The following is a 26,596-nucleotide window of genomic DNA, read 5'->3' on the forward strand; positions in this document are numbered from 1 at the left end:
GCCCCCGAGCCGCAGCGCCCCGCCGCCGAGGCCGAGTCCTCGGACGGGGTCCAGCCGGGCATGTGGCTGGCCGCCTTCCAGAGCGGTCTGGCCGGCGACACCAGCGGAGCCGCCCCCGCGGCGACCGGCAGCGGCCCCACCGGCAGGACCGCACAGGACCTCGACGCCCCTTCGGCGTCGGCTAGCAAGGGGAACGAGCAGTGATTCAGCACCAGGGACACCAGGGCCAGGCCGCCAACATGGACTGGATGCTCAAGGACCTCGCCGAAGGCGTCCCGCAGACCCGGCAGGTCGTGGTCCTCTCCGCCGACGGCCTGCGGATGGCGCAGTACGGCGCCGACACCGACTCCGCCGACCGGCTCGCCGCCGCCTGTGCGGGACTGCAGAGCCTGGCCGGTGCGGTCGCGGCCGAACTCCCGTACAGCGAGGGCCGGATGCGGCTCGTCGTGATCGAGATGGACGGCGGCTTCTTCTACCTGATGGCCGCGGGCCAGGGCGCGTTCCTCGCCGTACTCGCCGACGAGGGCGTGGACGCGGGCCTGATGGGCCAGCGGATGCGGGACCTCGTCCTGCGGATCGGGGAGCACCTGAGCAGCCCGCCGCGACAGGACGTGGCTTCGAGGTGAACCCTGCCGACCAGGGCTGGGACGGGGGCGGTCCCGAGCGGCTCTATGTGATCACCGGAGGTCGCAGCGGTTCGTCCGCGCCGACGGCGCTCGACCTGGTCACCCTGATCGTGGCCAAGTCGGCGCCGCGGCCGGGCATGCAGCCCGAGCAGGCGGCGATCATCCGCATCTGCCAACGACCGCTGTCCGTCGCGGAGATCTCCGCGCATCTCAGCCTGCCGGTCAGCGTCGTGACGGTGCTGCTCAGCGACCTCATGGCCGACAACCGGGTGTTCTCCCGACCGCCCGTTCCGCCCGCAAAACTCCCCGACATCGCGTTGATTGAGGCAGTGATCGATGGACTTCAGAAGCTCTGAGAGCCCCGCCTCGGTCGAGGAGCGCCCTGGACCGGGGCCACGGAGCGAGGACGCGCTGCCCGAGACCGCGGCCGCCGCGGTCAAGGTGGTCATCGTCGGCGGCTTCGGCGTCGGCAAGACCACCCTGGTCGGCTCGGTCAGCGAGATCAGGCCGCTGACCACCGAGGAGACGATGACGCAGGCCGGCGTCGGCGTCGACGACACGGCGGGCGTGGAGCGCAAGTCCACGACGACGGTCGCGATGGACTTCGGCCGCATCAGCATCAACGAAGAACTGGTCCTGTACCTCTTCGGCACCCCCGGCCAGGAGCGCTTCTGGTTCCTGTGGCGCGGCCTGTTCGAGGGCGCGCTCGGCGCGGTCGTCCTGGTCGACACCCGCCGCCTGGAGGTCAGCTTCGACGTCATCGGCCGCCTGGAGGAACGCTCCGTGCCGTTCGTCGTGGCCGTCAACACCTTCCCGGACGCGCCGGCTTACCCCCTCGACGAACTCCGCGCGGCGCTCGACCTGCCGGACGCGGTGCCGCTCGTGGAGTGCGATGCCCGGCTGCGGTCGTCCAGTCGGGATGTGCTGATGGCTTTGATGCGGTACTTGCAGACTCTCGCCCTGACCACGGAGGCATCGTGACCGTCTCGGAGGCCGTCGCCGGCCGCGCCATACCCCGCGTGCCGGGCTCGGTGCCGCTCGCGGGGCACGCCCTGAAGCTGCTCCGCGACCCGTTCGGCTTCCTCAAGTCGCTGTCCGCGCACGGCGATCTGGTCCGTATCGACCTCGGCCGGATGCCGCTGTACGTGGCGACCACGGCGGAGCTCGTGCACGAGGTGACGGTGACCCAGGCCCGCAGCTTCGAGAAGGGCCGCTTCTTCGACCGGCTGCGCCCGCTCGCGGGCAACGGCCTCGCCAACGCCAACGGCGACATCCACCGCGCGCACCGGCGGCTGATCCAGCCGATGTTCTCCAAGGACCGCATCGCGGGCTACACCGCCGTGATGGGCCACAACGCGCAGGATCTGGCGGGCCGTTGGGTGCCGGGCCAGGAGATCGAGCTGGAGCACGAGATGGCGCAGTTCGCCATCGAGACGCTCGCCTCGACGCTGTTCTCCACCGACATCGGGCTGCCCGCGGTGGAGGCGATCCGCACCAACCTGCCCATCGCCCTGAAGAACCTGCTGGTACGGGCGGCCTCGCCGAAGTTCCTCGACCGGGTGCCGATCCGCCCCAACCGGGAGTTCGACACGGCGGCGGCCAACCTGCGCCAGGTCATCGACGAGGTCATCGCCACCGGCCGCCGCACCGGCCACACCGACGCGGGCGACCTGCTGTCGCTGCTGCTCGCGGAGCACGATCTGTCCGACGTGGAGATCCGGGACGAGCTGAGCACCATCCTGTTCGCCGGTGCGGAGACCACGGCGGCCACGCTCGCCTGGACCTTCCACCACCTCGCGCACCACCCGGAGATCGACGACCAGGTGGTGGCCGAGATCCGGGAGGTCGTCGGGGACCGCCCGGTGACCGTCGAGGACGTGCCCAAGCTGGTGGCGCTGCGCCGCGTCCTGGACGAGGTGATCCGGCTGCACGGCGTGACGATGCTGATGCGCCGCACCACCCAGGAGGTCGAACTCGGCGGCCACCACCTGCCGGTGGGCGCGGAGGTCGGCTTCAGCCTGTACGCGCTCCACCGCGACCCGCGGTTCTTCCCGGAGCCGGACGCCTTCGACCCGGACCGCTGGCTGCCCGAGCGGCAGGCCGCGGCGGGGCTGCGCCGAGAGGCGTACATCCCGTTCGGGGCGGGCAACCGGAAGTGCATCGGCGACCAGTTCGCCTGGACTGAGGCGACGATCGCGCTCGCGACGCTGCTGCCGCGCTGGCGCCTGGTCCCGGTCTCGGGGCACACCCCCAAGGAAGTCGTCTCGGCCGTCCCGCACGCCGACCGCATCCCGATGATCGTGCACCCGCGCCTACGGTGACCCGCACCCCTCCCCTCCGCGCCCGAGCCGTCGAAGACCCCGGCCGCCGCGCCCGTACGCCCTTGCCTTGGAGGCCGTCCCCATGACCACCGCCCCGGACCCGTATCGCAGCAACGCGCCGCAGCCACCGCCCGGTTGCCCCGCGCACGCCGGGGGCGCCCAGGCCGAGGGCGCGCGGATCTACGGGCCCGAGGCGGACAGCGACCGGCAGGGCCTGTACGAGCGGCTGCGCGCGGAGCACGGGCCGGTGGCCCCGGTCCTGATGCAGGGCGACGTTCCGGCCTGGCTGGTGCTCGGGCACCGGGAGAACCTGGACGTGATGCGTACGCCGTCCCGGTTCACCTGCGACTCCCGCACCTGGAACCGGCAACTGTCCGCGGACTCCCCGCTGTTGCCGCTCACCGCCTGGCAGCCGCTGCTCGCCTTCGCGGACGGCAAGGAGCACGCCCGGCTGCGGCTCGCGGTCACCGACAGCCTGGAGCGCTTCAACCGGCAGTCCCTGCGCCGCTATGTGACCCGGTACGCGAACCGCCTCGTCGACCAGTTCGCCGCGCACGGCCGGGCCGACCTCGTCGAGGAGTTCGCGGAGCGGCTGCCGATGATGGTGCTGACCAACCACTTCGGCATGTCCGAGGAGTACGGCCCGAAGCTGGTCGAGGCGGTCCGCGACATGACCCGGGGCAGCGCGACGGCGGTGTCCAGCAACCGGTTCGTGGTGGAGACGATGAGCGACCTGGTCGCCCGTAAGCGCGAACGGCCGGGCAGCGACTTCACCAGCTGGCTGATCGGCCACGAGTCGAACCTCACCGACGACGAGGTCCGCGAGCACCTGCGGCTCACCCTTGTCGCCGGGTACGAGCCGACGGTGAACCTGATCGCCAACACCCTGCGCATGGTCCTCACCGACGCCCGCTTCCGCGGCAGCCTCTCCGGCGGTCAGATGACCCTGCCGGACGCCCTCGACCAGGTGCTCTGGGACCACCCGCCGATCTCGCTGCTGCCGACCCGCTGGGCCATCGGGGACACCGATCTGGGCGGCCGCACCATCCGCGCCGGTGACATGCTGCTGCTCTGCCTGGAGGCGGGCAACGTGGACCCGGCGATCCGCCCCGACCTGTCGGCGTCGATGCACGGCAACCGGTCCCACCTGGCGTTCAGCGCGGGCCCGCACGGCTGCCCGGGTCAGGACATCGGCCGGGCCATCGCGGACACCGGTGTGGAGACTCTCCTCAACCGCCTGATCGACCTGCGCCTCGCGGTCGCGGAGGACGAGGTGCGGGTCACCTCGGCCTGGATCTCGGAGCGCCTGGAGGCGCTGCCGGTGCAGTTCACCCCGATCCGGCCGACTGTGACCGCCACACCTCCGCCGCCTGCGGTGATGCCGGGCCCGATGCCGGAGCAGACCGCCGCGCCCGCCGCGGAACCGGCCGCCCCGCAGCCGCCGTCAGGACGCTGGGGCACGGCGCGCAGATCGCGACGGGACCGGGCGGCGACCCGCCGCGACTGAACGTCGTACGCCAGGGCGTCAGTCGACGAGCTCCCACCACCAGTCCACAGCCGCGATCCCGAGCGGCCGCAGACTCGGGTCGACCGGGGTCTGCCGGAACGCGTCCGGGAAGCGGGCCGGGTCGTGCGGGGTGGTGTAGCGGACCGAGGTGATGCCCCAGTCCTGGGCGCCGCGGATGAAGCTGCCGAGGCTGGCGAGGTACTGGCGCAGCTGCGGGCTGGCGTCCTCCCGGAGGCGCTCGCAGAGCAGCAGGAACAGGCTGGTGGCGCGGTCACGTTGGGAGATCGCCAGGTCGAGCGCGGCCTCGGGGCCGATGCCCTGCTCCCGCTCCAGGACCCGCAGCGCGTTGAGGTAGTAATCCGTCCCGGCCGCTTCCTTGTGGTACGAGAAGATGTCGTTGTCCCAGGTGATGATGAACGACGCCAGCTCGGCGGCGGCCCGTACCCGGGTGCTGTCCCGTTCGTGGGGCTGGAGTTCGTAGCCGTGCCCCATCTCCAGGAGCGGCAGTACGACGGAGGTGGCACCGTCGTAGAGCCGCATCAGGGTGTAGTCGTCGAGGTCGGGGACGGTGCCCGCGGTGCGGTGCGAGGCCTCCCAGACGACGGAGAAGAAGTACTCGCGCAGCGCGTCCACCCAGCGCGCGGCCTGGCCGGGGGTGCCGTAGCGGTCGACGCGGCGGCGCAGGTCGCGCAGGCCGTCGGCGAGCGGGTCGTCGAGGAGCATCGGGGTCTCGGGGTTCTGCGCGATACGCAGCAGCCGGGAGAGGTAGCCGGACAACTCGCCGGGCTTGCGGCCGAGTTCGCCCTCCTCGCAGTGCCCGTCGTCGACGCCGAACAGCCACAGGACGAAGTCGGAGAGGAGCGAGACGACTTCCTCGCGGCCCTCGGGCAGGATGCGCGCGGAGAACCCGCCGATGTCATGCCGTACCAGGCGGCCACGCAGCTCATCGGAGCCGATGCGGAACTTCTCGGCCCACACCGCGGTCTGTTGATCGATGTCCTGATAGAGCGGATGTATCGCTTCGGCGAACGGCGAATATATGGGCGGAACGGCCAGGTCGATCCCCACGGCGCACTCACTCTCTTCGCGGGGCATGACCCATACCCCATCGTGATCAAGGCGCCTCGCATCGTATCCACTGACCGAAAGCGGAATATGATCAAGATGTGAAGAAGTGCGCAAGTGGGTTACGCGGGGACCGAGTTACCCGAAGTAGGCCCGAGCGAACCGTGATTGACGTCTCCTCAGCTCGGGTTTGAACCGCGCCCCGACGCGTTCGCCGCGTCCCGCAGCGCCTCCACGACACGGGCGAGCGCCGGGCTGTCCTCGGCGCCCTTGCGCAGGGCCGCCACCACATGGCGGCGCGGCTGGTCGGGGCCGAGGGTGCACATCACCACGCCCGCCCGGCGCACCGCCGCCATCCGCGGGACCAGGGCGACGCCCATGCCCGCCTCGACCATCGCCATGATCGCGGTCCAGCCGGCCGCGCTGTGCGCCTGTTCCGGTACGAACCCCGCCGCCTCGCAGGCCGCGAGGGTGATCTCCGACCAGGGGCCGCTGCCGCCGAAGATCCAGGCCTCGCCGGAGAGTTCGGCGAGCCGGAGCCGCGCCCGGCCGGCCAGCGGGTGGTCGACGGGCAGCGCCACGTCGAGCGGGTCGGCGAGCAGCGGGACCCGGGTGAACTTGGGGTCGCGGGCGGTCGGCGCGTGCGCGGCGAGCGACAGCGCGAGGTCCACCTCACCCCCGGAGAGCAGCTCGTACGACTCGGCCGCCTCCGCCTCCCGTACCCGCACCTCGATGCCGGGCGCCGCCGCCCTGAGGCCGCGGACGGCGGGGACGACGAGGGCGGGCACGGCGGTGGAGAACGCGCCGATCCGCACCTCACCGGCCTCGCCGCGCGCGTACCCGGCCAACTCGGCGTCGGCCCGCTCCAGTTGGGCGAAGACGGCGTCCGCGTGCCGCAGTACGAGGTGGGCCGCGTCGGTGAGCCGGACCCTGCGGCCCTGCGCCTCCAGGAGCGGGACGCCCAACTGTTTGGCCAGGTTGGACAGTTGCTGGGACACCGCGGACGGGGTCATGAGCAGGACGGCGGCGGTGGCCGTGACGGTGCCCTGCTCGCTGAGCGTGCGCAGGATCTGCAGCTTCTTGATGTCCCACTCGGTCATGACCGGCAACCTATCCGGAGTGCCGGTCACGCCCCGCGCCGGTGCGGCGCTCACTTGGAGCCGCCGCGGGCCGCTCCGAGGATCACCCCGCCGAGGATGAGCGCCATGCACAGCAGCTGCAGGGGTCCGGTGGGTTCGCCGAGGACCAGGAAGGAGAGCAGCGCCACGCAGACCGGCTGCAGGTAGTAGACGACCCCGGCGCGGGCGGCGCCGATCAGCGAGATGGCCTTGTTCCAGGCGAAGAAGGCCACGGCCGACGAGACCACGCCGACGTAGAGCAGCGGCGAGACCGTCGCGGGCGTCGCCTCGAAGCCGCCCTGCACGACGAGGCTGGTCACGTACACCGGCGACAGCATCAGCGCACCGAGCGCGAAGGTGGTGAAGAGAAAGGCGAGGCCGTCGATCCCGGTGGGCTTGCGGCGCAGCAGAGCGCTGTACGAGGCGAAGGAGAGCGCCGCCCCGAGCATCCACAGGTCGCCGGTGCTGAAGTCCAGGGCGAGCGAGCCCTTGCTGACGAGCAGCAGCACACCCGCGCAGGCCACGAGCATGCCGACGATCCTGCGGGCGCCGAGCCGGGTGCCTCCGAGGCGTTCGTAGAGCGCCATGATGACGGGCGACGCGGCCATGATCATGCCCATGTTCCCGGCCGAGGTGGAGATGCCGGCCTGGTTCACCAGGGTGTTGTAGACGGTGACGCCGAGCAGCGAGGCGAGCAGCAGGTAGCGGATGTGGCGGCGGAGCAGCGCCCGCTGCCGCCAGGCCGCACGGGCGGCGAACGGCGCGACCGCGACGAGCGCGATGATCCACCGCCAGAAGGCGTGCTGGATCGGCGGTACGGAGTCGGCGAGGGCACGCGAGGTGACGAAGCTGCCCGACCAGACCACCGTGGCGAGCAGGGCGAACAACAGACCGACCGTGGCCGCCCGGCCCGCACCACTCGCCTTCGAGCCACCCCCCGCCCCGGCCGCGCCGTCCGCCGCGCTACTGGTGACTCGGTCCAGGACCGCCATCGGCACCCCTTGCCCCTCTGCCCATCCGGGCAACACTGCGGCCGCCCCGGTCGGGCGGCTGATCGCTCAGGGGACTTACGGTCGCACCGAGACCTTGCTTAGGTCTATCGAAAACTTTCGACGGTTCTGTTCAGCTGAGCTGAATGGTCAGGGACTCGGCCCGCTGGGCAATCTCAGCCCGACCGGCAATCTCAGCCCGTCCGGCGTTTGAGGACGAGCCCGAAGGGCGATGGGGCGGGGTCTGGGGGAAGGCCCCAGGTACCGAGCCACGGACGGCACCGAGAACACGACAAGGGCGCGCCCGGCGACCACATGTCACCGAACGCGCCCTCGCGAGAACCCTCAGCCCTGCTACTGCCCCTTGCGGGACTTGTCCCCGACCATCACCAGGCCGGCGATCACCAGGAAGAGCACGATGGGGGCCGCGACATAGAGGCCGAGGGTCTCCACCAAGCTCAGGCCAGGACCCGGGTCATCACCGGCGTCGCGGGTCAGGGCGAGCGCGGGGGACGACATGAGCAGCATCATCAGCGTCGTACCGGCCGCAAGGGCGCCGGCGCGCAGGGCGTTCTTATTGTCCACAAAGCCAAACTAGCGAATGCCCGATCGGGCCGCGCGCCCGGGGTGCCCGTACGAGGGCGGCGGGGGCGGCGCGGACAGGCCGACGGGGCGGCGCCGACGCGCGGAAGTCTGAGTGCCCCGGCCGTCTCAGTACGCCGAGAAGTCCATGCCCGACGCGGTGCCGGTGGCGGTGGGCTCGCTGGTCAGGGGTGCGGCGTCGGCGAGCGGGGGCTCGCTGGTGAGGGGGGCGGCGTCGGCGAGCGGGGGCTCGCTGGTGAGCGGCAGCTCTACGCAGCCGCAGGAGCAGGAGCCGAGCAACCCGGAGTCCGGATCGGACACCAGCGAGATGTCCGGCAGGTCGCGCAGCTCCGACCGTTTGGAGAGGGCGTCGAGCAGAAGCTGAGCCGATGCGGCCACGAGGGCCTCCTTCTGTGGGTGACAGGGTCGGGCCCTGTGGGTCTCAGGGCCAGATCGGCAGCCCTACCCAGCGAAGCGGATCGCATTCGGGCAACGTGCGCCAGCTCACAATTGGTTCCCGGAACGGGAGTTGACCCCGTTCGCCCTGCTGCCACAGGGGCGAGCGGCGTTCCAGGGAGGCATCGCACAGCACCCGAGGGAGTGACGCACGCCACAGATCAAAGGTACGACTTCGGAAGATCAAGCCGGCTCCGGGCCGCCCGGAACACCAGGACTAGGCTGAGCTGACTCCGTGTACGAGAGCTGTGTGCGAGAAGGGCGGGAGGCCGTGCAGGTGCGGCGCACGAAGCGGTTGGCAGCCATCGCGGCCGCGGTCATCGGCGGTCTGCTCGGCGGTGCGCCCGGAGCCCTCGCGGCCCCGCCCGGCCCGACGGGCCCCGGCCTCGGCACCCCCGACCGCGACACCGACACCGGTACCGACACCCCCGCCGCCGCGCACGCCCTGCCCCAGGTCTGGCCGCGCCCGCAGTCGGTGCAGGCGGCGGGCGCGGCGGTGCGCGTCGGCGAGCAGGTGTACCTCCTCACCGACGAGGACGCCGACCCGTACGCCGTGGACGCGCTGCGCACCCTGTTGCGGGACGCGGGTGCCCGCCGGGTCACCGAGGTCGACGACCCGGCCCGGCTGCCCGCCGGCGGGCTCGTCGTCCGCGCCGGCCAGGCCACCGGCACGCACCGCTCCGGAGCCGGCGCCGCGCTGCGCGCCCTGCGCTCCGCGGACCGCGCCGACCTGCCGCGCGGCGGGTACCGGCTCGCCGTCGGAGAGGTCTCGGGCCGCCCGACCCTCGCCCTCGAAGGGGTCGGCGGCGACGGTCTCTTCCACGCCGTGCAGACCCTGCGCCAGCTGTTCGACGACGGCACCCTGCCCGGCGTACGGATCCGCGACTGGCCCGGCACCGGCGTGCGCGGCCTCACCGAGGGCTTCTACGGCACCCCGTGGACCCGTGAACAGCGCCTGGAACAGCTGGACTTCCTCGGCCGTACCAAGCAGAACCGCTATGTGTACGCGCCGGGCGACGACCCCTACCGGCAGGCCCGCTGGCGTGAGCCGTACCCCGCCGCCCAGCGCGCCGACTTCCGCGCCCTGGCCGAGCGCGCCGCCCGCAACCACGTGACGCTCGCCTGGACCGTCGCCCCCGGGCAGGCCATGTGCCTGTCGTCGGACGACGACCTGAAGGCGCTGCTCCGCAAGGTCGACGCGATGTGGGCGCTGGGGGCGCGTGCCTTCCAACTCCAGTTCCAGGACGTGTCGTACAGCGAGTGGCACTGCGACGCGGACGCCGAGACCTTCGGCTCCGGGCCGAAGGCCGCGGCGCGGGCGCAGGCGAAGGTGGCGGACGCGCTCGCCGCGCATCTGCGGAAGCGGTACGAGGGTTCGGCTCCCCTGTCGCTGATGCCGACCGAGTACTACCAGGACGGTGCGACCGAGTACCGCGAGGCGCTCGCCGGGGCCCTCGACGACCGGGTGCAGGTGGCGTGGACCGGGGTCGGCGTCGTACCGAAGACCATCACGGGGCGTGAACTGGCCGGTGCGCGCGAGGCGTTCGGGCATCCGCTGGTCACGATGGACAACTACCCGGTCAACGACTTCGCGCAGGACCGTATCTTCCTCGGCCCCTACATGGGCCGCGAGCCCGCCGTCGCGACCGGCTCCGTGGCGCTGCTCGCCAACGCCATGGAGCAGCCGGTGGCGTCCCGTATCCCGCTGTTCACGGCCGCCGACTACGCCTGGAACCCCCGGGCGTACAAGCCGCAGGAGTCCTGGAAGGCCGCCGTCGAGGACGCCGCCGCGGTGACCGGCGGCAGCCCGGAGCGGCGGGCCGCGGTCCGTGCCCTCGCGGGCAACACCGCGTCCTCGGTGCTCGGCGCCGAGGAGTCGGCGTATCTGCGGCCCCTGATGGACGCCTTCTGGCGGGCGCGTACCGACGGCGACCGCAAGCGCGTCGAGGCGGCCGGGCAGCGGCTCAAGGCGGCCTTCACCGTGCTGCGCGAGACGCCGCAGCGGCTGCGCGACACCGACCTCGGGGCCGAAGTGGCGCCCTGGAGCGAGCAGTTGGGGCGGTACGGCAGGGCCGGTGAGGCGGCCGTCGACATGCTGCTCGACCAGGCGCGCGGCGACGGCGCGCGGGCCTGGCAGCACCGCCGCGCCCTCGACGCCGCGCGGGACGCGGTGCGGGCGGGCCGCGCCACCGTCGGCAAGGGCGTCCTCGACCCGTTCCTCGACCGGGCCCAGAAGGAGTCGGCGCGCTGGTCCGGCACGTCCGCGGAGCGCGGCGAGGCCACCGGCGACGACTCCTCGTACACCGTGCGGCTGCCGCGGCCGCGGCCCATCGAGGCGGTGACGGCCATGACCGAACCGGGCGCCGAGGGCGCGGTACAGGCCCATGTGCCCGGCGAGGGCTGGCGCACCCTCGGCCGGCTCGGCGCGGGCGGCTGGACGGAGACCGCCGCGAAGGGCCTGAAGGCGGACGCGGTCCGGGTGACGGCGGCGGCGCAGCACGTGGTGCCGTGGTTCGCGGACGGCGCGGACGCCTCGTTCGCGCTGACCCGCGGCGAGACGGACGCGGAGATCGGCGGCCCGGCGCAGCGCGTGACGGCGGAGCTCACCTCGCGCCGCCCCGTGGACGTCAAGGCCCGGCTCGGCGTGAAGGCGCCGAAGGGCGTCGAGGTGCGGGTGCCGCGCGAGTCGACGGTGCCGCGTGGCACAGATGTGAAGATCCCGGTCGAGGTCACGATCCCCGAGGGCACCCCGGCAGGCAGCTACGACGTGCCGGTCTCCTACGGCGGCGAGACCCGCACCCTGACCGTCCGCGCCTACCCGCGCACCGGCGGCCCCGACCTGATCCGGACCGCGAAGGCCTCCTCGTCGGGCGACGAGACCGAGGACTTCCCGGCGCGCTCGGCGGCCGACGGCGATCCGGAGACCCGCTGGTCCTCACCGGCCGAGGACTCCGCCTGGTGGCAGGCCGAGCTCGACCGGCCGGTCCGCCTCGGCCGGGTCGCGCTGCACTGGCAGGACGCCTACGCCGCGGCGTACCGCGTCCAGGTGTCAGCCGACGGCCACGACTGGCGCACCGCGGCCACGGTGCGGGACGGGCGCGGCGGCAAGGAGTCGGTCCGCATGGACGAGCGGGACGTCCGGTACGTCCGGGTGCAGGGCGACAAGCGGGCGACCCGGTTCGGGTACTCGCTGTGGCAGGTGGAGGCGCACGAGGTACGCGCCGACGCGGCGCCCTGAGCCGGTACGCCACGCCCCGTATGCCACTCCCGTACGCCACGCCCCGTACGCCACTCCCGTACACACAGCGTGCGCGACAGCACAGCGCGTACGCGAAAGCACCTCGCGTACGCGAAAGCCCGAGTCTCAGGCGGAGATGCCGTCGATCCGGGCCATGACGTCGTCCGCGCCGAACGGCTGCAAGTACGGCATCCAGCGCGGGTCCCGGTGCCCGGTGCCGATGATGCGCCAGGCGAGGCCGGTGGGCGGGGCGGGTTTATGACGTAGCCGCCAGCCCAGCTCCAACAGGTGGCGGTCGGCCTTCACATGGTTGCAGCGGCGGCATGACGCCACCACGTTCTCCCAGGCGTGCTGGCCACCGCGGCTCTTGGGGATGACGTGGTCGACGCTGGTCGCGACCCCTCCGCAGTACATGCACCGGCCGCCGTCCCTGGCGAAGAGGGCGCGCCGGGTGAGAGGTACAGGGCCCCGGTACGGGACCCGGACGAAGCGCTTGAGTCGGACCACGCTGGGTGCGGGCACGGTGCGGGTCTCGCTGTGCAGGAAGGCGCCGGACTCCTCAAGGCAGATGGCCTTGTTCTCGAGGACGAGGACGAGCGCGCGGCGGAGCGGTACGACGCCGAGAGGCTCGTACGACGCGTTGAGGACCAGGACATGCGGCACGGAGGCCTCCTTGTACGCCGGCGGCGCGTGGCTCGCGCCGGGACGATCTGCTCCAAGTCTCTCCTCATGCCTGGTCGAAGCGCCACCATGCGCCGGTAACGGGCTTGCAGTGTTTTCCGACACATCCGGGCCTCTGTCACGTGAGCACTGTCTCTCCATCGAACATCACAACGATCCACACACGATGCCCCGTTAGTGTGGTGAGTCTGTCCGTTCGTCACCCCCTTGTCCGGGCAGACCGTTCCACCTGGAGGTGCCTGCCGTGTTTCTGTCCGCCCTGTCGACGCTGTCGGCCGCGGGGTCCGCGAACGACCCCACGGGTGACTCCGCCAACCACCTCGACGAGGCCCAGCAGAAGGCGACGAACGCCGCGGGCTGGGTCGAGGAGAACTGGTCGGCGTGGCTCGGCATAGGGCTGCGGGTGGTGCTGATCGTCGTGATCGCCACCGTCCTTCGCACGGTGATCCGGCGCACCATCACCAAGCTCATAGAACGGATGAACCGCGGCGCGCAGGCCGTCGACGGCACCGCGCTCGGCGGTCTCCTGGTGAACGCGGAGCGGCGCAGGCAGCGCTCCGAGGCGATCGGTTCGGTGCTCCGCTCGGTGGCGTCGTTCCTGATCATGGGCACCGCCGCCCTGATGATCCTCGGCATCTTCGAGATCAATCTCGCACCGCTGCTCGCCAGCGCCGGTGTGGCCGGAGTCGCGCTCGGTTTCGGTGCCCGCAACCTGGTCACGGACTTCCTCTCCGGCGTCTTCATGATCCTTGAGGACCAGTACGGCGTCGGCGACTCGATCGACGCGGGCGTCGCCTCCGGCGAGGTCATCGAGGTGGGCCTGCGCGTCACCAAGCTCCGCGGCGACAACGGCGAGATCTGGTACGTGCGCAACGGCGAGGTCAAGCGGATCGGCAACCTCTCGCAGGGCTGGGCCACGGCGGGCGTCGACGTCACGGTGCGCTCCGACGAGAACCTGACGAAGGTCCGCGAGACCCTCACCGAGGTGGGCGCCACGATGAGCAAGGAGGAGCCGTGGAACGAGCGGCTCTGGGGCCCGATCGAGGTGCTCGGCCTCGACGCCGTCTACCTGGACCAGATGATCATCAAGCTCACCGCCAAGACGATGCCGGGCAAGGCGCTCGGTGTGGAGCGGGAGCTGCGCTGGCGGATCAAGGAGGCCTTCGACGCCGCCGGTATCCGTATCGTCGGCCGGATGGCGCTCGCCGCGGAGGAGGACGAGGAGGGCGGCTCCGCCCCGGCGGTCTCCGCCCCGTCCGCGTACGCCTCGACGACCTCGCCGCAGTCCATGGCCGCGTCCCCGATCGCGCCGCCCAGCCTGAACAAGTAGCCGCGCACCGGCCGTTCGTTCCGCGGCGGGACCCGTTCCTTCTGCGGCGCGGCCCGGCCGTTCCTTCCGTGGCGCGGCCCGTTCCTTCCGCACCCCCGCGGGTAACACTTTGGTTGCCGCGGGGGTGCGCTGCGTGGTCGGGCTCTTGACGGGACCCCGAAGTCCGCTGTTCTCTAGGTTCCACACGCAACAGGAAACCTTCCTAACAGTACGGACCCGCTGCGGGCCGCGCCCTCGGAGTGCGGGCCGCGCGTACGGAGGAACACGGCATGGCGGCAACTCCCCCCGGCGGCCCTGGAACAGCGGGCCCCCCGGGAACACCGGGAACCTTGGGAACACAGGGAACACCGGGCACACCGCGGGTGCTGCGGGCGATGAACGACCGCGCCGCACTCGATCTGCTGCTCGCCCACGGGCCGCTCTCCCGCACCCGGATCGGCAAGCTCACCGGGCTCTCCAAGCCGACCGCGTCCCAGTTGCTCGCCCGCCTCGAAGCGGCCGGACTCGTCGTCGCCACCGGCACCAGCGAGGGCCGCCCGGGACCCAACGCCCAGCTGTACGCGGTGCACGCGGGCGCCGCGCATGTCGCCGCCCTCGATGTGACGCCCGAGCGCATCCTCGCCGCCGTCGCCGACATCACCGGCGCCGAGACCGGCCGCTTCGAGCTGCGCACCCCGGGCCGCGGCGGCCGCGCCGACGACGTGGTGCGCCAGGTCGTGGACGCCGTCGACGGCGCCGCGAAGGCCGCCGGGATCAGCCGGGCCGAGCTGCACCGGGTGGTGATCGGCACGCCCGGCGCCTTCGACCCGAACACCGGACGCCTCCGGTACGCGAGCCATCTGCCCGGCTGGCACTCCCCCACACTGCTCGACGAGCTCGCCGCCGCCCTGCCGATGCCGCTCGGGTACGAGAACGACGTGAACCTCGCTGCCCTCGCCGAGCAGCGCATCGGCGCCGCCCGCGAGCACGAGGACTTCGTCCTGCTCTGGAACCAGGAGGGCATCGGCGCCGCCCTGGTCATCGGCGGCCGGCTGCACCGCGGCTGGACCGGCGGCGCGGGCGAGCTGGGGTTCCTGCCGGTGCCCGGCACGCCCCTGGTCCGGCAGGTCACGAAGGCCAACAGCGGCGGCTTCCAGGAGCTGGCCGGAGCGCAGGCCGTGCCCCGGATCGCCAAGTCGCTCGGCATCGCCACCGCCGAGCAGCCGTACGCCGACACCGCCGCGGAGCTGCTGCGGCGGGCCGCCGAGGACGAGAGCGGTGACGAGGCGCTGCACGAGCTGCTGCGGCAGACCGCGCAGCGCATCGCGACCGGTCTCGCCGCCGTCGTCGCCGTGCTCGACCCCGGGCTCGTCGTCCTGTCCGGCGGTGTGACCTGCGCGGGCGGCGAGCCGCTGCGCGCCCTGATCCAGTCCGAACTCGCCGAGCTGGCCGCCTCCCGGCCCCGGCTCGTGCTCGGCGAGGTCACCGAACAGCCGGTGTTGCGCGGGGCGTTGGAGAGCGCCCTCGCCGACACCCGCGACGAGGTGTTCGACACCTCGCGCTGACCTGGGGGAAGACCCCGCGCACCACCCGTACGGCTCCTCAGTCCTGCCACCCCCGCCGAGGGAGACACCGTCATGCGCAGAAACAGGCTCGGCCTTGCCGTATCCACCGCAGCGATATCGGTCCTCGCGACCGCCTGCGTGGGCTCCACCGAGAGCGGGGCCACCGACGACCCCGAGGCCAGGACCACGATCACCTTCTGGCACGGCTGGACCGCGCCCGCCGAGGTGAAGGCCATCGACGCGAACATCGCGCGGTTCGAGAAGAAGCACCCGAACATCACCGTGAAGGTCGTCAGCGGAATCAACGACGAGAAGCTCAACCAGGCGCTGCGCGCGGGCGGTTCGAAGGGCCCGGACGTGGTGTCGTCGTTCACCACGGCGAATGTCGGGAAGTTCTGCTCCTCGGGCGCCTTCGCCGACCTCGGCCCGTTCATCGAGAAATCCAAGCTCGACCTGAAGAAGACGTTCTCCCAACCCCTCCTGGATTACAGCCAGTTCGAGGGTAAGCGGTGCGCGCTTCCACTGCTGAGTGATGCGTACGGGCTGTACTACAACAAGGACGCCTTCAAGGAGGCGGGCATCGAGAAGCCGCCGCGCACCTGGGAGGAGTTCGACAAGGCCGCCGTAAAACTCACGAAGGCGAAGGGCGACAGCTACGAGCGGCTCGGATTCATGCCGAACTACCACGGCTACGAGACGGTCCCCTCGCACTACATGTCGCAGTGGAGCCCCACGTATTTCACGAAGGACGGCAAGTCGAACATCGCGAAGGACCCGGCGTTCAAGGAGATGTACACCTGGCAGCGCGGCCTGGTGGAGAAGCTCGGCGGGTACGCGAAGCTGGAGAAGTACCAGAAGACCTTCGGGGACGAGTGGGGCGCCAAGCACCCCTTCCACACCGGGCAGGTCGCGATGCAGCTCGACGGCGAATGGCGGCTCGGCATGGCCGAGGACGCCGACCCCGGATTCGAGATCGGCGTCGCCCCGCTGCCGGTGCCAAAGGACCAGATCGACAGCTACGGCAAGGGCTATCTCTCCGGCACCATCATGGGCATCGCGCCGGCGAGCGAGAAGCAGAACGCCGCCTGGGAACTGGTGAAGTACATGACCACCGACACGGACGCGGTGGTGCGGTTCGCCAATGCCATCAAGAACGTGCCGTCCACCAAGGCCGCCCTGAAATCCCCGGACCTGGAATTCGACCCGCGCTTCAAGACGTTCCTGGACATCGCGCAGCACCCCGACTCCAACACCAGTGACGGGGCGGTCAACGGCATCACGTACCAGATGTCGCTGCAGAACTTCGGGTACGAGGTCGAGAAGGGCGCCGTACGCGATATCCAGGCGGGTCTCGAGAAGACCGCCGCGGAGATCGACACCGATATCGCGCAGGCCAAGTAGCCCGAGGAATCCGGGACATGACCACATACACGCTGCGCGCGAAGCGCAGGAGGTCGGCGCTGCGCACGGCCGCGTTCCTGTCACCCTGGCTCGTCGGTTTCGGCGTCTTCTTCGCCTATCCGCTGCTCTCGACCGTCTACTTCTCGTTCATGAAGTACGACGGATTCGGCGCCCCCACCTGGAACGGGACCGCCAACTGGTCGTATGTGTTCGGCAGTTACACCATGTTCTGGCCGGCGCTGCGCAACACGCTGTGGCTGGTCCTGGTGATGGTGACCTGCCGGGTGGCGTTCGGGCTGGGTATCGGGCTGCTCATCACGAAGATCAAGACAGGGACCGGGGTGTTCCGCACCCTTTTCTATCTGCCCTATCTGGCGCCCCCGGTGGCCGCGACCCTGGCCTTCGTCTTTCTCCTCAATCCGGGCACGGGTCCTGTCAACAGCGCCCTGGAGAGCCTGGGCATCGCGGCCCCCGGCTGGTTCAACGAACCCGGCTGGTCCAAACCGGCCCTGACCATGCTCGCGGTATGGGGCATCGGCGATCTGATGGTGATCTTCATGGCGGCACTCCTGGACGTACCGAAGGAGCAGTACGAGGCGGCCGAACTGGACGGCGCGAATTCCTGGCAGCGGTTCCGCTTCGTGACGCTGCCGAACATCTCGCCGATCGTCCTGTTCGCCGTCGTGACCGGCGTCATCCAGACCATGCAGTACTACACACAGCCGATCGTCGCGTCCAAGGTGGCCTCCGGAATCATCGGCGGCAGCGGCCAGCAGTTCGAGCCCGGATATCCGGAGAAATCCACGCTCACGCTGCCCCAACTCGTCTACAACCTCGGCTTCCAGCGCTTCGACTACGGCTCCGCCTGCGTCGTCGCCCTGGTCCTCTTCACCCTCGCCATGGCATGCACGGCCCTGCTGATGCGGCGCCGCGGCGGACTCGTCGGGGCAGGTGAGCGATGACCCGCACGACCGTGCTCCGCTGGGTCGGCGTGCACGCCATCGGGGTCGCCGCCGCCCTGTTCTTCCTGCTCCCGTTCGTCTTCGTACTGCTCACCTCGCTGATGAGCGACCAGCAGGCACTGACCCGCGACCTCACCCCGAACACCTGGGAATGGGGCAATTACGCGAAGGTCTTCGACACCCCCGGATTCCTCACCTGGTGGAAGAACTCCCTGCTCTACGCGGGCCTCGGCACGCTCCTCACCGTGGTGAGCTCGATCCCGGTGGCGTACGCCCTCGCCAAGTTCCGCTTCCGCGGCCGGCGGCTCTCCCTGATGCTGGTCGTCTCGATGATGATGCTGCCGCCCCAGGTCGTCATCATTCCCATGTACCTGTTCTGGGTGAAACAGCTCGACCTCGGCGGGACGCTCTGGCCGCTCATCATCCCGATGGCCTTCGGCGACGCGTTCTCCATCTTCCTGCTCCGGCAGTTCCTGCTGACCATCCCCGACGAATACCTGGACTCGGCGCGGGTCGACGGATGCGGTGAATTCCGGGCGCTGATCAAGGTCGTCCTGCCGATGGCCAAGCCGGGCATCGCGGCCGTGGCGCTGTTCCAGTTCTTCTACTGCTGGAACGACTACTTCGGACCTCAGATCTATGCCTCCGAGAACCCCGGTGCGTGGACGCTCAGTTACGGCCTTGAATCGTTCAAGGGCGCCCACCACACCGACTGGAATCTGACGATGGCGGCGACCGTCCTCGTCATGGCACCCGTCATCGTCCTGTTCTTCTTCGCCCAGAAGGCATTCGTCGAGGGCGTCACCCTGACCGGCGTCAAAGGCTGAGACCGGCTGCGCAAGCCCGCTACGCAGGCCCCGAGAAAGGTCAACTCCCCATGAAACTCGCAGTAGTCGGCGGCGGCTCCACCTATACGCCCGAACTCGTCGACGGATTCGCCCGGCTCCGGGAAGTGCTGCCCGTCGAGGAGCTCGTCCTCGTCGACCCGGCCGCCGACCGCCTCGACCTGGTCGGCCCGCTGGCCCGGCGGATCTTCGCCAAGCAGGGCCACAGCGGCCGCGTCACCACCACCGCCGACCTCGACGCGGCCGTCGACGGCGCCGACGCCGTCCTGCTCCAGCTGCGCGTCGGCGGCCAGGCCGCCCGCGAGCAGGACGAGACCTGGCCCCTGGAGTGCGGCTGCGTCGGCCAGGAGACCACCGGCGCGGGCGGCCTCGCCAAGGCGCTGCGCACCGTGCCCGTCGTCCTCGACATCGCCGAACGGGTGCGCCGCGCCAACCCGCAGGCGTGGATCATCGACTTCACCAACCCGGTCGGCATCGTCACCCGAGCCCTGCTCCAGGCCGGCCACAAGGCGGTCGGCCTGTGCAACGTCGCCATCGGCTTCCAGCGCCGCTTCGCCGCGAGCCTCGGCGTCGACCCGGCGCAGATCCACCTGAACCACGTCGGCCTCAACCACCTCACCTGGGAGAACGGTGTCCGCCTCGGCGGCCCCGAAGGACCTGACCTGCTGCCGAGGCTGCTCGCCGAGAGCGGCGACGAGATCGCCGGCAGCCTGCGCCTGCCACGCGCCGCCCTGGACCGCCTGGGCGTGATCCCCTCCTACTACCTGCGGTACTTCTACGCCCACGACGAGGTCGTACGAGAACTCAGCGACAAGCCGTCCCGCGCCGCCGAAGTGGCCGCGATGGAACGCGAGTTGCTCGACCTGTACGCCGACCCGGCACTCGACGAGAAGCCCGAGCTGCTCGCCAGGCGCGGCGGCGCGTTCTACTCGGAGGCGGCCGTCGACCTCACCGCGTCCCTGATCGGCACCGGAGGCAGCCCGTACCAAGTGGTGAACGTCCGCAACGACGGCACCCTGCCGTTCCTGTCCGACGACGCGGTCATCGAGGTGCAGGCGCGGGTCGACGCGGACGGCGCCGTACCGCTGCCGGTGGTGCCCGAACTCGACCCGCTGCAAAGGGGGTTGATCGCAGGCGTCTCCGCGTACGAGGAACTGGCCCTGGAGGCGGCCCTGCGGGGCGGGCGCGACCGGGTGTTCAAGGCGCTGCTCGCACACCCGCTGATCGGCCAGTACGCGCAGGCCGACGCGCTCACCGACCGCCTGGTCGCCCACAACCGGGAGCACCTCGCGTGGGCGTGACGGGGGCGGAACGCGCCGGGGGCACCGTCCTCGCGATCGACGCGGGCAACAGCAAGACCGACGTCGCGGTGGTCGCCGCCGACGGACAGGTGACCGGCGCGGCACGCGGCGCGGGGTTCCAGCCGCCACGGGTCGGCGTCGAGAGTGCCGTCGACGGGCTCGCCGAAGCGGTCGGACGGGCGCTCGACGAGGCCGGGCTCGACCGGGTGGACCAGGTGTCGGCCTGCCTGGCGAACGCCGATCTCCCCGTGGAGGAAGCCGAGTTGGCGCGGGCCCTGGAGGCGCGGGGCTGGGGGCGCGCGGTCGAGGTGCGCAACGACACCTTCGCGATCCTGCGCGCCGGGCTGCCCGCCGGGGCGCTGCCGCTCGGCGTGGCTGTGGTGTGCGGCGCGGGCATCAACTGCGTGGGCCTGACCCCGGACGGCAGGACCGCCCGCTTCCCCGCGGTCGGCCGGATCTCCGGGGACTGGGGCGGGGGTTGGGGCCTCGCGGAGGAGGGCCTGTGGCACGCGGCACGCGCGGAGGACGGCCGGGGCGGGCCGACCGACCTGGCCCGCACGCTGCCCGGACACTTCGGGCTTCCCAGCATGTACGCGCTGATCGAGGCGCTGCACCTGGGCCGGATCGGCGCCGAGCGGCGGCACGAGCTGGCGCCCGTGCTTTTCGCCACGGCCGCCGCGGGGGACCCGGTCGCGCGCTCCCTCGTCGACCGGCTCGCGGACGAGGTGGTCGCGATGGCCACGGTCGCGCTCGACCGGCTCGACCTGCTTGACGCGGAGGTTCCGGTGCTGCTCGGCGGCTCGGTCCTCGCGGCGGCCCACCCGGACCTGGACACCGGCGTACGGTCCCGCCTGGCCGCGCGCGCCCCCAAGGCCGCGCCCCTCGTGGTCACCGCCCGGCCGGTGCTCGGCGCCGCGCTGCTCGGCCTCGACCGGCTCGACGCTCCGCCCGCGGCGCACGCGCGGGTGCGCGCCCACTACGCGCCGGGCGCCGGGCAGTCGCGGTAGCGCGCGGGCCCGCGCCCACGCCCACGCCCCGTACGCTCCGCGCCGGAAGGGAACCGATCACTTCCCACGCACGTGTACAAGTACGGGGGGTGGTGCGCGAGTTCCGCGTGCGCTACGAACAAGATCCAGGAAACGTTGGTGCCGGTGTCAGTCCCTGCGGTCATACTGGCGGCCGGGCCTGACTCCACGTGCGCCCGGACGCGGTGCCCATCGGATGACCACGGGGGAGGTCAAGAGGTGACAGACCCGCAGAGCGACGGCAGCGGTGCGCTGCCGCGCCGACGCACCGCGTTCGCCGAGGCCACGGACCGGCTGCGTGCGGCCGCCACGACCGAACCCGGCCGGCTGCGCATCATCGGCGCCGTACTCGCCCTGCTCGTCGTCGCGTTCGGCGCCGTCACCGCCTGGCAGGTCTCCGAGCGGTACGCGGCGGCGGACGACGTCCTGGAGCGCAGCCAGCCGCTGAGCGCCGACGCCGCGGTGATCTACCGCTCCCTCGCCGACGCCAACACCGCCGCGGCCGGCGGCTTCCTCGCGGAGGGCCAGGAACCGGCCGATGTCCGTGAGCGGTACGAGGACGACATCGAGGCCGCCGCCCACAAGCTCGCCACCGCCGCGGCCAACAGCAAGGGCTCCGGCACCGCGGGCAAGCAGATAGCGAAGCTGAACGGCCTGCTGCCGGAGTACGCCGAGCGGATCGAGACGGCCCGCACCTACAACCGCCAGGGCCTCCCCCTGGGCGGCGCGTATCTGCGCAACGCCAACGACCTGATGCAGACCGAGATGCTCCCCGCCGCGAAGCGGCTCTACGACGCGGAGAAGGGCCGCCTGGGCGCCGACTACGACGACGCGAAGTCCTACCCCTGGGCGGCCATCGCGCTCGGCGTGCTCGCCCTGGCCGCGCTCGCCTGGGCCCAGCGCCGCAACTACCGCCGTACGAACCGGGTGTTCAACCTCGGCCTGGTCACCGCCACCGGCACGGCCGCCGTCGTGCTGCTATGGCTGCTCGTCGGCCACACCGTCGCGTTCGCGGCCCTCACCGACTCGTACGACAACGGCATCCGCTCGCTCAACGTCCTCAACGACGCCCGGATCAGCACCCTCCAGGCCCGCAGCAACGAGAACCTGACGCTGGTCGCGCGCGGCGCGGTCACTGTGCCGCGCGGCCCGGACGAGGGCGAGGACCAGTACGACGTCACGTACCGCGCCCTGATGGAACAGCTCGGCGACGGCGGCACCGACCGCGCGGGCATGGGCTCACTCGGCGAGGCCATGCACTACGCCGACGACGAAGCCGGGCGCGTCCCCGTGGACAAGGCCATGAAAGCCGTGGAGCAATGGAAGAAACGCCACGAGGCGGCCCGCGACGCCGACATGAGTGGCGACTACAAAACGGCGCTCGCCCGGGTCATCGGCGACGACAAGCCGACGGGCGCGTCCTTCGACCGGGCCGACAAGGCCCTGGAGAAGGCCGTCGCGCATGAACGGCAGGACTTCAGGGGAGCTGCCGAGAACGGCCGCGGCGCGATGACGGGCCTGACCGCCGGCGCGGCGGTCCTGGGCGTGCTCGGTGCGGCGGGCGCCGTACTCGGCATCGGCCGCAGGCTTTCGGAGTACCGGTGAGAGGGGGCGAGATGACCCGGCAGCACGGCACCCACCCGGCGAGACGCGCCGTCCGCGGGCCCGGGGGACGGCCCTCGCGCCGCCTGCGCGGCTGGGGCGGAGTGGCCGCGATGGCCCTGGCCTGTGTCCTGACGGCGCTCGTCACCCTGCTGCCGCTGTCCCGTTCGGGGGCGGACGGCAGCATCGGCACGGGCGGCCCCGGCCTCGGCGTGGTCCGGCCCGCCGCCGCGGACGACTGCACGCCCGAGGACGCGGTGCGCAGCCTCAAGCCCACCAAGGACGAGGGCCCCACGGTCAAGGAGATCAAGTCCCGTACGGACAAGCCGAACAAGCTGATCGTCGGCATCGACCAGAACAGCTACCGATGGGGGTATCGCGACCCGTCGAGCGGCAAGCTGGAGGGCTTCGACATCACCCTGGTGCGGGCCATCGCCGACAAGCTGCTCGGCGACCCGGACGCGGTGGTCTACCGCGCGGTGCCCACCAACCAGCGGGTGGAGGCGGTCGAGTCGGGCCGGGTCGACATGGTCGTGCGCACCATGACGATCAACTGCGATCGCGCGCGTGATGTCGCCTTCTCCACCGCGTACTTCGAGACCGGCCAGCAGCTCCTGGTGCCGAAGAACTCGAAGATCACCGGGTACGACTCGTCCCTGAAGGGCAAGCGGCTCTGCCTGGCCGCCGGTTCGACGGCCAAGACGGAGCTCGAGCAGGAGTCGTTCGGCGCCGATATCTCCACCACGGTTCCCAACCAACTCGACTGTCTCGTAAGGCTTCAGCTGCGCGAGGTCGACGGCGTGGTCACCGACAGCGCGCTCGCCGCGGGCCAGGCCGCGCAGGACCCCACGGTGCACCTGGTCGGCAAGACCTTCACCACCGAGTACTACGGCGTGGCGATGAACAAGGACTCCCCCGACCTGGTCCGCCAGGTCAACCAGGTCCTCGACGACTACCGCGGCGGCGAAGGTGACAAGGACAGCGACTGGGACAAGGCGTACGAGAAGTGGCTGTCCGCCGACCTGAAGAACGTCGACGGCCCGCCGAAGCCGAAGTACCGCGAGGACTGACCGCCATGTGAACCGGGCCCACGGGCCGAGAACGAAGACAACCGCCGGCTTGGCACAGCGAGAGGTGATCGATGGGCGTCGCGGGACCCGCAGGACCCGGACCCGTCATGGACAGGGACGAGGCGGACCGCGCCCTGGCCCGGCTCGGCGCGGAGCACGAGGCCGTCGAGACCTCACTGCTCGCCCTTCAGGACCACGCGGGCCGCAGACTCCTGGAAGGCGCCGAGCTGACCGGCGTCACCGCGGAGCGCTGGGCCGCCGCCGATGCGGCCGTCACCCGCCTGTGGGCGTACTTCGACGCGTACTCCGCGGCCCTTTCCGGCGCCCGTGAGCTGCGCGCCCGCAGACGCTGGTCGAGCCACGACGACCTGGCCAGGCTCTCCGAGCTGCTGCGCGGCCGTTCCGTCACCGTCTCCGCAGGGCCGCCCGCCACCGGGGCCCCGGAGTCCCTGACCGGCCCCGCCCGGCTCTCCGAGGAGTTCACGCTCGCCGAACTGGTCGAGCGGATGAACGCGTTGTACGCCTCGTCCCTGGACGTGGTCGTCGCCGCCGACGCCGTCTGGTCCGCGCTGCCCGCCCGGATAGACCTCCTCGCCGCCGAGCTGCACCGCACACGGAAGCTCGCCACATCCGTCGGCGTACGCCCCGGTGAGCACCCGGCGGGCGACGACCTGGAGCGGATCACCCGCGCGCTGACCGAGCTGCGCGCCCAGGTGATCTCCGACCCGCTGGCCTTCTGGCGTCCCACGCCCGGCAGTTCGGCCCCCGGCGGCGGCCGCCCGGACACCGAGCGGTACGACCGGGAGGCCCGCGCCCTGGAGGACGTGCGGCGCGAGATCGACGCGGTGCTCACCGTCCGGCAGGACGCCGAGCTGCGCCTCGGGCGGCTGCGCGACGTGCTGTCCCGCGCCGACCGCACCCTGGCCGAGGCCCGCTCCGCGCGCGGCGAGGTGCTCGCCAAGATCGCCGCGACCGAGGTGCCCGCGGTCAGCGGCCCGCCGACGGTCCTGAACGAACAGCTCGCGGCGGCCGCCGAGTACCGCAGACACGGCCAGTGGCACCGCCTCTCCCCGCTCCTGGAGGCCCTGGAGCGCAAGGCGGAGGACGAACTCCTGCGCGCCCGCGAGTCGTTGACCGCCGTCACCGCGCCGCTCGCGGTCCGCGCCGAGCTGCGCGGCCGCCTCGACGCGTACAAGGCGAAGGTCGCCCGGCACGGCGCCGCCGAGGACCCGCTCCTGATCGAGCGGTACGACGCGGCCCGCCGCATGCTGTGGAGCGCGCCCTGCGACCTGCGGGTCGCAGGCGAGGCCGTGCTGCGCTACCAGCAGGCGGCCGCCGAGATCCTGACGGGACGCGTGCCACAGCAGCCCACGCCCGCCGACGGCAGGGGGGAATCATGAGCAGCGACGAGGGGGCGACCATGGCGGGCCAGGAGCAGCGGCCGTGCCAACGCCCGGACTGCGAGGGCAGTTACGAGGACATGGGCGGCGGCGAGCTGTACTGCGACACCTGCGGCCTCGCCCCCGTCGTGGCACGCAACGGCATGGTGGCGTCCGCGCCGACCGGCCTGACCACGCCCGCGCGCGGCAGTGCGTCCGCGCGCTCCAGCACCCGGTCCTCGCGTTCGTCGACCTCGCGCCGCTCGGTCTCCGGCCGGCTGTCCCGTTCGCTCTCCGGCGTAGCCTCGACCCGCTCGGTCTCGGTGCGCAGCTCCGGCTCCCCTTCGGGGGCCTCGGGGCGTGGGCGGCTCGGCGCGGGACTCGTCGAGGTGCCCGAGGTGCCGCGCCCCGACCCTCGGGCGATGGTCCAGGAGAACCCCGAGGTTCCCGAGCGGAAGCGATTCTGCTCGCGCTCCGACTGCGGCGCCGCGGTGGGCCGTTCACGCGGCGAGCGGCAGGGCCGCACGGAGGGCTTCTGCACCAAGTGCGGCCATCCGTACTCGTTCGTACCGAAGTTGCGCTCCGGCGACATCGTGCACGGGCAGTACGAAGTGGTGGGCGCGCTCGCGCACGGCGGCCTCGGCTGGGTCTATCTCGCCGTCGACCGCGCGGTGTCCGACCGCTGGGTGGTGCTCAAGGGCCTGCTCGACACCGGGGACCAGGACGCCATGGCCGCGGCGATCTCGGAGCGCCGCTTCCTCGCCGAGATCGAGCACGCCAACATCGTGCGGATCTACAACTTCGTCGAGCACCTCGACCAGCGCACCGGCTCCCTCGACGGCTACATAGTGATGGAGTACGTCGGCGGCAAGTCCCTCAAGGAGATCGCCAACGAGCGGCGCACGGCGGAGGGCCGACGCGATCCGCTCCCGGTCGAGCAGGCCTGCGCGTACGGCATCGAGGCCCTGGAGGCGCTCGGCCACCTGCACAGCCGCAACCTCCTGTACTGCGACTTCAAGGTCGACAACGCCATCCAGCGGCAGGACCAGCTGAAGCTGATCGACATGGGTGCCGTGCGCCGCCTCGACGACAACGAGTCGGCGATCTACGGCACGGTCGGGTACCAGGCGCCCGAGGTCGCCGAGACCGGCCCGTCGGTCGCGTCCGACCTGTACACGGTGGCGCGTACGCTCGCCGTCCTCACCTTCGACTTCCAGGGCTACACGAACTTCTTCGTGGACTCCCTGCCCGACCCCGGCAACATCGAGGTGTTCCAGCGGTACGAGTCGTTCTACCGCCTGCTCGTCCGCGCCACGGACCCCGACCCGGCCCGCCGATTCTCCTCGGCGCAGGAGATGGCGGAGCAGCTCACGGGCGTGCTCCGGGAGGTCGTCGCCCTCCAGTCGGGCCACCCGCGCCCCGCCCTCTCCACCCTGTTCGGGCCCGAAGTGAAGGTCACGGACACGGAGTTGTTCGAGCGGCGGGACGGAGAGGTGTCGCGACTCGGGGCGCGGGGCTCGGCGGGGGTTCCGGCTTCCGGGGTCGCCCCGGCGG

At 71.7% G+C, this 26,596-nt stretch carries 23 protein-coding genes and 1 pseudogene; 18 read left to right on the forward strand and 6 right to left on the reverse strand.

What is annotated here, in order from left to right:
- From GUY60_RS11345 to GUY60_RS11370, 6 genes and pseudogenes are all read left to right on the forward strand, one after another.
- Positions 1 to 204: pseudogene (locus tag GUY60_RS11345) on the forward strand (hypothetical protein); the annotation flags it as partial.
- 35 nt (positions 205 to 239) lie between these two features.
- Positions 240 to 626, forward strand: a complete 387-nt coding sequence (locus GUY60_RS11350; protein ID WP_161696565.1) for a roadblock/LC7 domain-containing protein — start codon at positions 240 to 242, stop codon at positions 624 to 626.
- Positions 623 to 982 (forward strand): DUF742 domain-containing protein, encoded by a 360-nt coding sequence (locus GUY60_RS11355; protein WP_161696531.1) that lies wholly within the window; start codon positions 623 to 625, stop codon positions 980 to 982. Before GUY60_RS11350 ends, GUY60_RS11355 begins: the two co-directional genes overlap by 4 nt.
- Positions 963 to 1,607, forward strand: a complete 645-nt coding sequence (locus GUY60_RS11360; RefSeq protein WP_161696532.1) for a GTP-binding protein — start codon at positions 963 to 965, stop codon at positions 1,605 to 1,607. Before GUY60_RS11355 ends, GUY60_RS11360 begins: the two co-directional genes overlap by 20 nt.
- Complete coding sequence (locus GUY60_RS11365) at positions 1,604 to 2,947, forward strand: cytochrome P450 (protein ID WP_312866258.1); 1,344 nt, start codon at positions 1,604 to 1,606, stop codon at positions 2,945 to 2,947. Before GUY60_RS11360 ends, GUY60_RS11365 begins: the two co-directional genes overlap by 4 nt.
- Before the next feature lie 82 nt (positions 2,948 to 3,029).
- A complete protein-coding gene (locus GUY60_RS11370; RefSeq protein WP_188132404.1) occupies positions 3,030 to 4,454 on the forward strand; it encodes a cytochrome P450 in 1,425 nt (474 codons plus the stop codon).
- An 18-nt stretch (positions 4,455 to 4,472) separates the two neighbouring features.
- Here GUY60_RS11370 and GUY60_RS11375 read toward each other — a convergent pair whose 3' ends face one another.
- The 5 genes from GUY60_RS11375 to GUY60_RS11395 form a co-directional block, all read right to left on the reverse strand.
- Positions 4,473 to 5,549, reverse strand: a complete 1,077-nt coding sequence (locus GUY60_RS11375; protein ID WP_161696534.1) for a selina-4(15),7(11)-diene synthase — start codon at positions 5,547 to 5,549, stop codon at positions 4,473 to 4,475.
- A gap of 149 nt (positions 5,550 to 5,698) precedes the next feature.
- Positions 5,699 to 6,619, reverse strand: coding sequence for a LysR family transcriptional regulator (locus GUY60_RS11380; protein WP_161696536.1), 921 nt, complete (start codon positions 6,617 to 6,619; stop codon positions 5,699 to 5,701).
- 50 nt (positions 6,620 to 6,669) lie between these two features.
- Positions 6,670 to 7,629 carry a DMT family transporter gene (locus tag GUY60_RS11385; protein WP_161696538.1) on the reverse strand — a complete coding sequence of 320 codons (960 nt, stop codon included), beginning with the start codon at positions 7,627 to 7,629 and terminating at the stop codon, positions 6,670 to 6,672.
- Between the two features lie 351 nt (positions 7,630 to 7,980).
- Entirely contained in the window at positions 7,981 to 8,211 is a 231-nt protein-coding gene (locus GUY60_RS11390) for a hypothetical protein (protein WP_161696540.1), read from the reverse strand.
- Positions 8,212 to 8,337: 126 nt separating this feature from the next.
- Positions 8,338 to 8,607, reverse strand: coding sequence for a hypothetical protein (locus GUY60_RS11395; RefSeq protein WP_161696542.1), 270 nt, complete (start codon positions 8,605 to 8,607; stop codon positions 8,338 to 8,340).
- A 328-nt stretch (positions 8,608 to 8,935) separates the two neighbouring features.
- Here GUY60_RS11395 and GUY60_RS11400 point away from each other — a divergent pair, with 328 nt between their 5' ends.
- A complete protein-coding gene (locus tag GUY60_RS11400) occupies positions 8,936 to 11,902 on the forward strand; it encodes a glycoside hydrolase family 84 protein (protein ID WP_161696571.1) in 2,967 nt (988 codons plus the stop codon).
- Between the two features lie 126 nt (positions 11,903 to 12,028).
- Here GUY60_RS11400 and GUY60_RS11405 read toward each other — a convergent pair whose 3' ends face one another.
- Positions 12,029 to 12,565, reverse strand: a complete 537-nt coding sequence (locus GUY60_RS11405) for an HNH endonuclease (RefSeq protein ID WP_161696543.1) — start codon at positions 12,563 to 12,565, stop codon at positions 12,029 to 12,031.
- Positions 12,566 to 12,827: 262 nt separating this feature from the next.
- On the opposite strand from GUY60_RS11405, the gene GUY60_RS11410 reads away from it, so the two are divergent.
- The 11 genes from GUY60_RS11410 to GUY60_RS11460 form a co-directional block, all read left to right on the forward strand.
- Positions 12,828 to 13,913, forward strand: coding sequence for a mechanosensitive ion channel family protein (locus tag GUY60_RS11410; RefSeq protein ID WP_161696545.1), 1,086 nt, complete (start codon positions 12,828 to 12,830; stop codon positions 13,911 to 13,913).
- Positions 13,914 to 14,287: 374 nt separating this feature from the next.
- A complete protein-coding gene (locus tag GUY60_RS11415; protein WP_187369984.1) occupies positions 14,288 to 15,457 on the forward strand; it encodes an ROK family transcriptional regulator in 1,170 nt (389 codons plus the stop codon).
- A gap of 72 nt (positions 15,458 to 15,529) precedes the next feature.
- Positions 15,530 to 16,858 (forward strand): ABC transporter substrate-binding protein, encoded by a 1,329-nt coding sequence (locus GUY60_RS11420; RefSeq protein WP_161696549.1) that lies wholly within the window; start codon positions 15,530 to 15,532, stop codon positions 16,856 to 16,858.
- A gap of 17 nt (positions 16,859 to 16,875) precedes the next feature.
- Positions 16,876 to 17,820 carry a carbohydrate ABC transporter permease gene (locus GUY60_RS11425; RefSeq protein ID WP_161696551.1) on the forward strand — a complete coding sequence of 315 codons (945 nt, stop codon included), beginning with the start codon at positions 16,876 to 16,878 and terminating at the stop codon, positions 17,818 to 17,820.
- A complete protein-coding gene (locus GUY60_RS11430; RefSeq protein ID WP_161696553.1) occupies positions 17,817 to 18,647 on the forward strand; it encodes a carbohydrate ABC transporter permease in 831 nt (276 codons plus the stop codon). The genes GUY60_RS11425 and GUY60_RS11430 overlap by 4 nt, the downstream gene beginning before the upstream one ends.
- A gap of 50 nt (positions 18,648 to 18,697) precedes the next feature.
- A complete protein-coding gene (locus GUY60_RS11435) occupies positions 18,698 to 19,966 on the forward strand; it encodes a 6-phospho-beta-glucosidase (protein ID WP_161696555.1) in 1,269 nt (422 codons plus the stop codon).
- The gene (locus GUY60_RS11440; protein WP_312866259.1) at positions 19,957 to 20,973 is read left to right on the forward strand and encodes an N-acetylglucosamine kinase; all 1,017 of its coding nucleotides are present in this window, start codon (positions 19,957 to 19,959) and stop codon (positions 20,971 to 20,973) included. The genes GUY60_RS11435 and GUY60_RS11440 overlap by 10 nt, the downstream gene beginning before the upstream one ends.
- 237 nt (positions 20,974 to 21,210) lie before the next feature.
- On the forward strand, positions 21,211 to 22,596 hold the full coding sequence (locus GUY60_RS11445; protein ID WP_161696557.1) for a GlnX family signal transduction membrane protein: 1,386 nt from the start codon (positions 21,211 to 21,213) through the stop codon (positions 22,594 to 22,596).
- Positions 22,597 to 22,607: 11 nt separating this feature from the next.
- Complete coding sequence (locus tag GUY60_RS11450; protein ID WP_161696559.1) at positions 22,608 to 23,663, forward strand: glutamate ABC transporter substrate-binding protein; 1,056 nt, start codon at positions 22,608 to 22,610, stop codon at positions 23,661 to 23,663.
- 71 nt (positions 23,664 to 23,734) lie between these two features.
- Entirely contained in the window at positions 23,735 to 25,063 is a 1,329-nt protein-coding gene (locus tag GUY60_RS11455) for a coiled-coil domain-containing protein (RefSeq protein ID WP_161696561.1), read from the forward strand.
- Positions 25,060 to 26,596: serine/threonine protein kinase (locus tag GUY60_RS11460; RefSeq protein WP_161696563.1), on the forward strand; the 1,537-nt coding region annotated here is incomplete at its 3' end. The genes GUY60_RS11455 and GUY60_RS11460, both read left to right, overlap by 4 nt.

It is taken from the genome of Streptomyces boluensis, from assembly GCF_009908195.1.
Taxonomy (GTDB): Bacteria; Actinomycetota; Actinomycetes; order Streptomycetales; family Streptomycetaceae; genus Streptomyces; species Streptomyces boluensis.

Coding starts and splice junctions, on each gene's coding strand:
- GUY60_RS11350 (WP_161696565.1), top strand. CDS start 240: ATGGACTGGATGCTCAAGGACCTCGCCGAAGGCGTCCCGCAGACCCGG.
- GUY60_RS11360 (WP_161696532.1), top strand. CDS start 963: ATGGACTTCAGAAGCTCTGAGAGCCCCGCCTCGGTCGAGGAGCGCCCT.
- GUY60_RS11370 (WP_188132404.1), top strand. CDS start 3,030: ATGACCACCGCCCCGGACCCGTATCGCAGCAACGCGCCGCAGCCACCG.
- GUY60_RS11375 (WP_161696534.1), bottom strand. CDS start 5,549: ATGCCCCGCGAAGAGAGTGAGTGCGCCGTGGGGATCGACCTGGCCGTT.
- GUY60_RS11380 (WP_161696536.1), bottom strand. CDS start 6,619: ATGACCGAGTGGGACATCAAGAAGCTGCAGATCCTGCGCACGCTCAGC.
- GUY60_RS11385 (WP_161696538.1), bottom strand. CDS start 7,629: ATGGCGGTCCTGGACCGAGTCACCAGTAGCGCGGCGGACGGCGCGGCC.
- GUY60_RS11415 (WP_187369984.1), top strand. CDS start 14,288: ATGAACGACCGCGCCGCACTCGATCTGCTGCTCGCCCACGGGCCGCTC.
- GUY60_RS11420 (WP_161696549.1), top strand. CDS start 15,530: ATGCGCAGAAACAGGCTCGGCCTTGCCGTATCCACCGCAGCGATATCG.
- GUY60_RS11425 (WP_161696551.1), top strand. CDS start 16,876: ATGACCACATACACGCTGCGCGCGAAGCGCAGGAGGTCGGCGCTGCGC.
- GUY60_RS11430 (WP_161696553.1), top strand. CDS start 17,817: ATGACCCGCACGACCGTGCTCCGCTGGGTCGGCGTGCACGCCATCGGG.
- GUY60_RS11435 (WP_161696555.1), top strand. CDS start 18,698: ATGAAACTCGCAGTAGTCGGCGGCGGCTCCACCTATACGCCCGAACTC.
- GUY60_RS11450 (WP_161696559.1), top strand. CDS start 22,608: ATGACCCGGCAGCACGGCACCCACCCGGCGAGACGCGCCGTCCGCGGG.
- GUY60_RS11455 (WP_161696561.1), top strand. CDS start 23,735: ATGGGCGTCGCGGGACCCGCAGGACCCGGACCCGTCATGGACAGGGAC.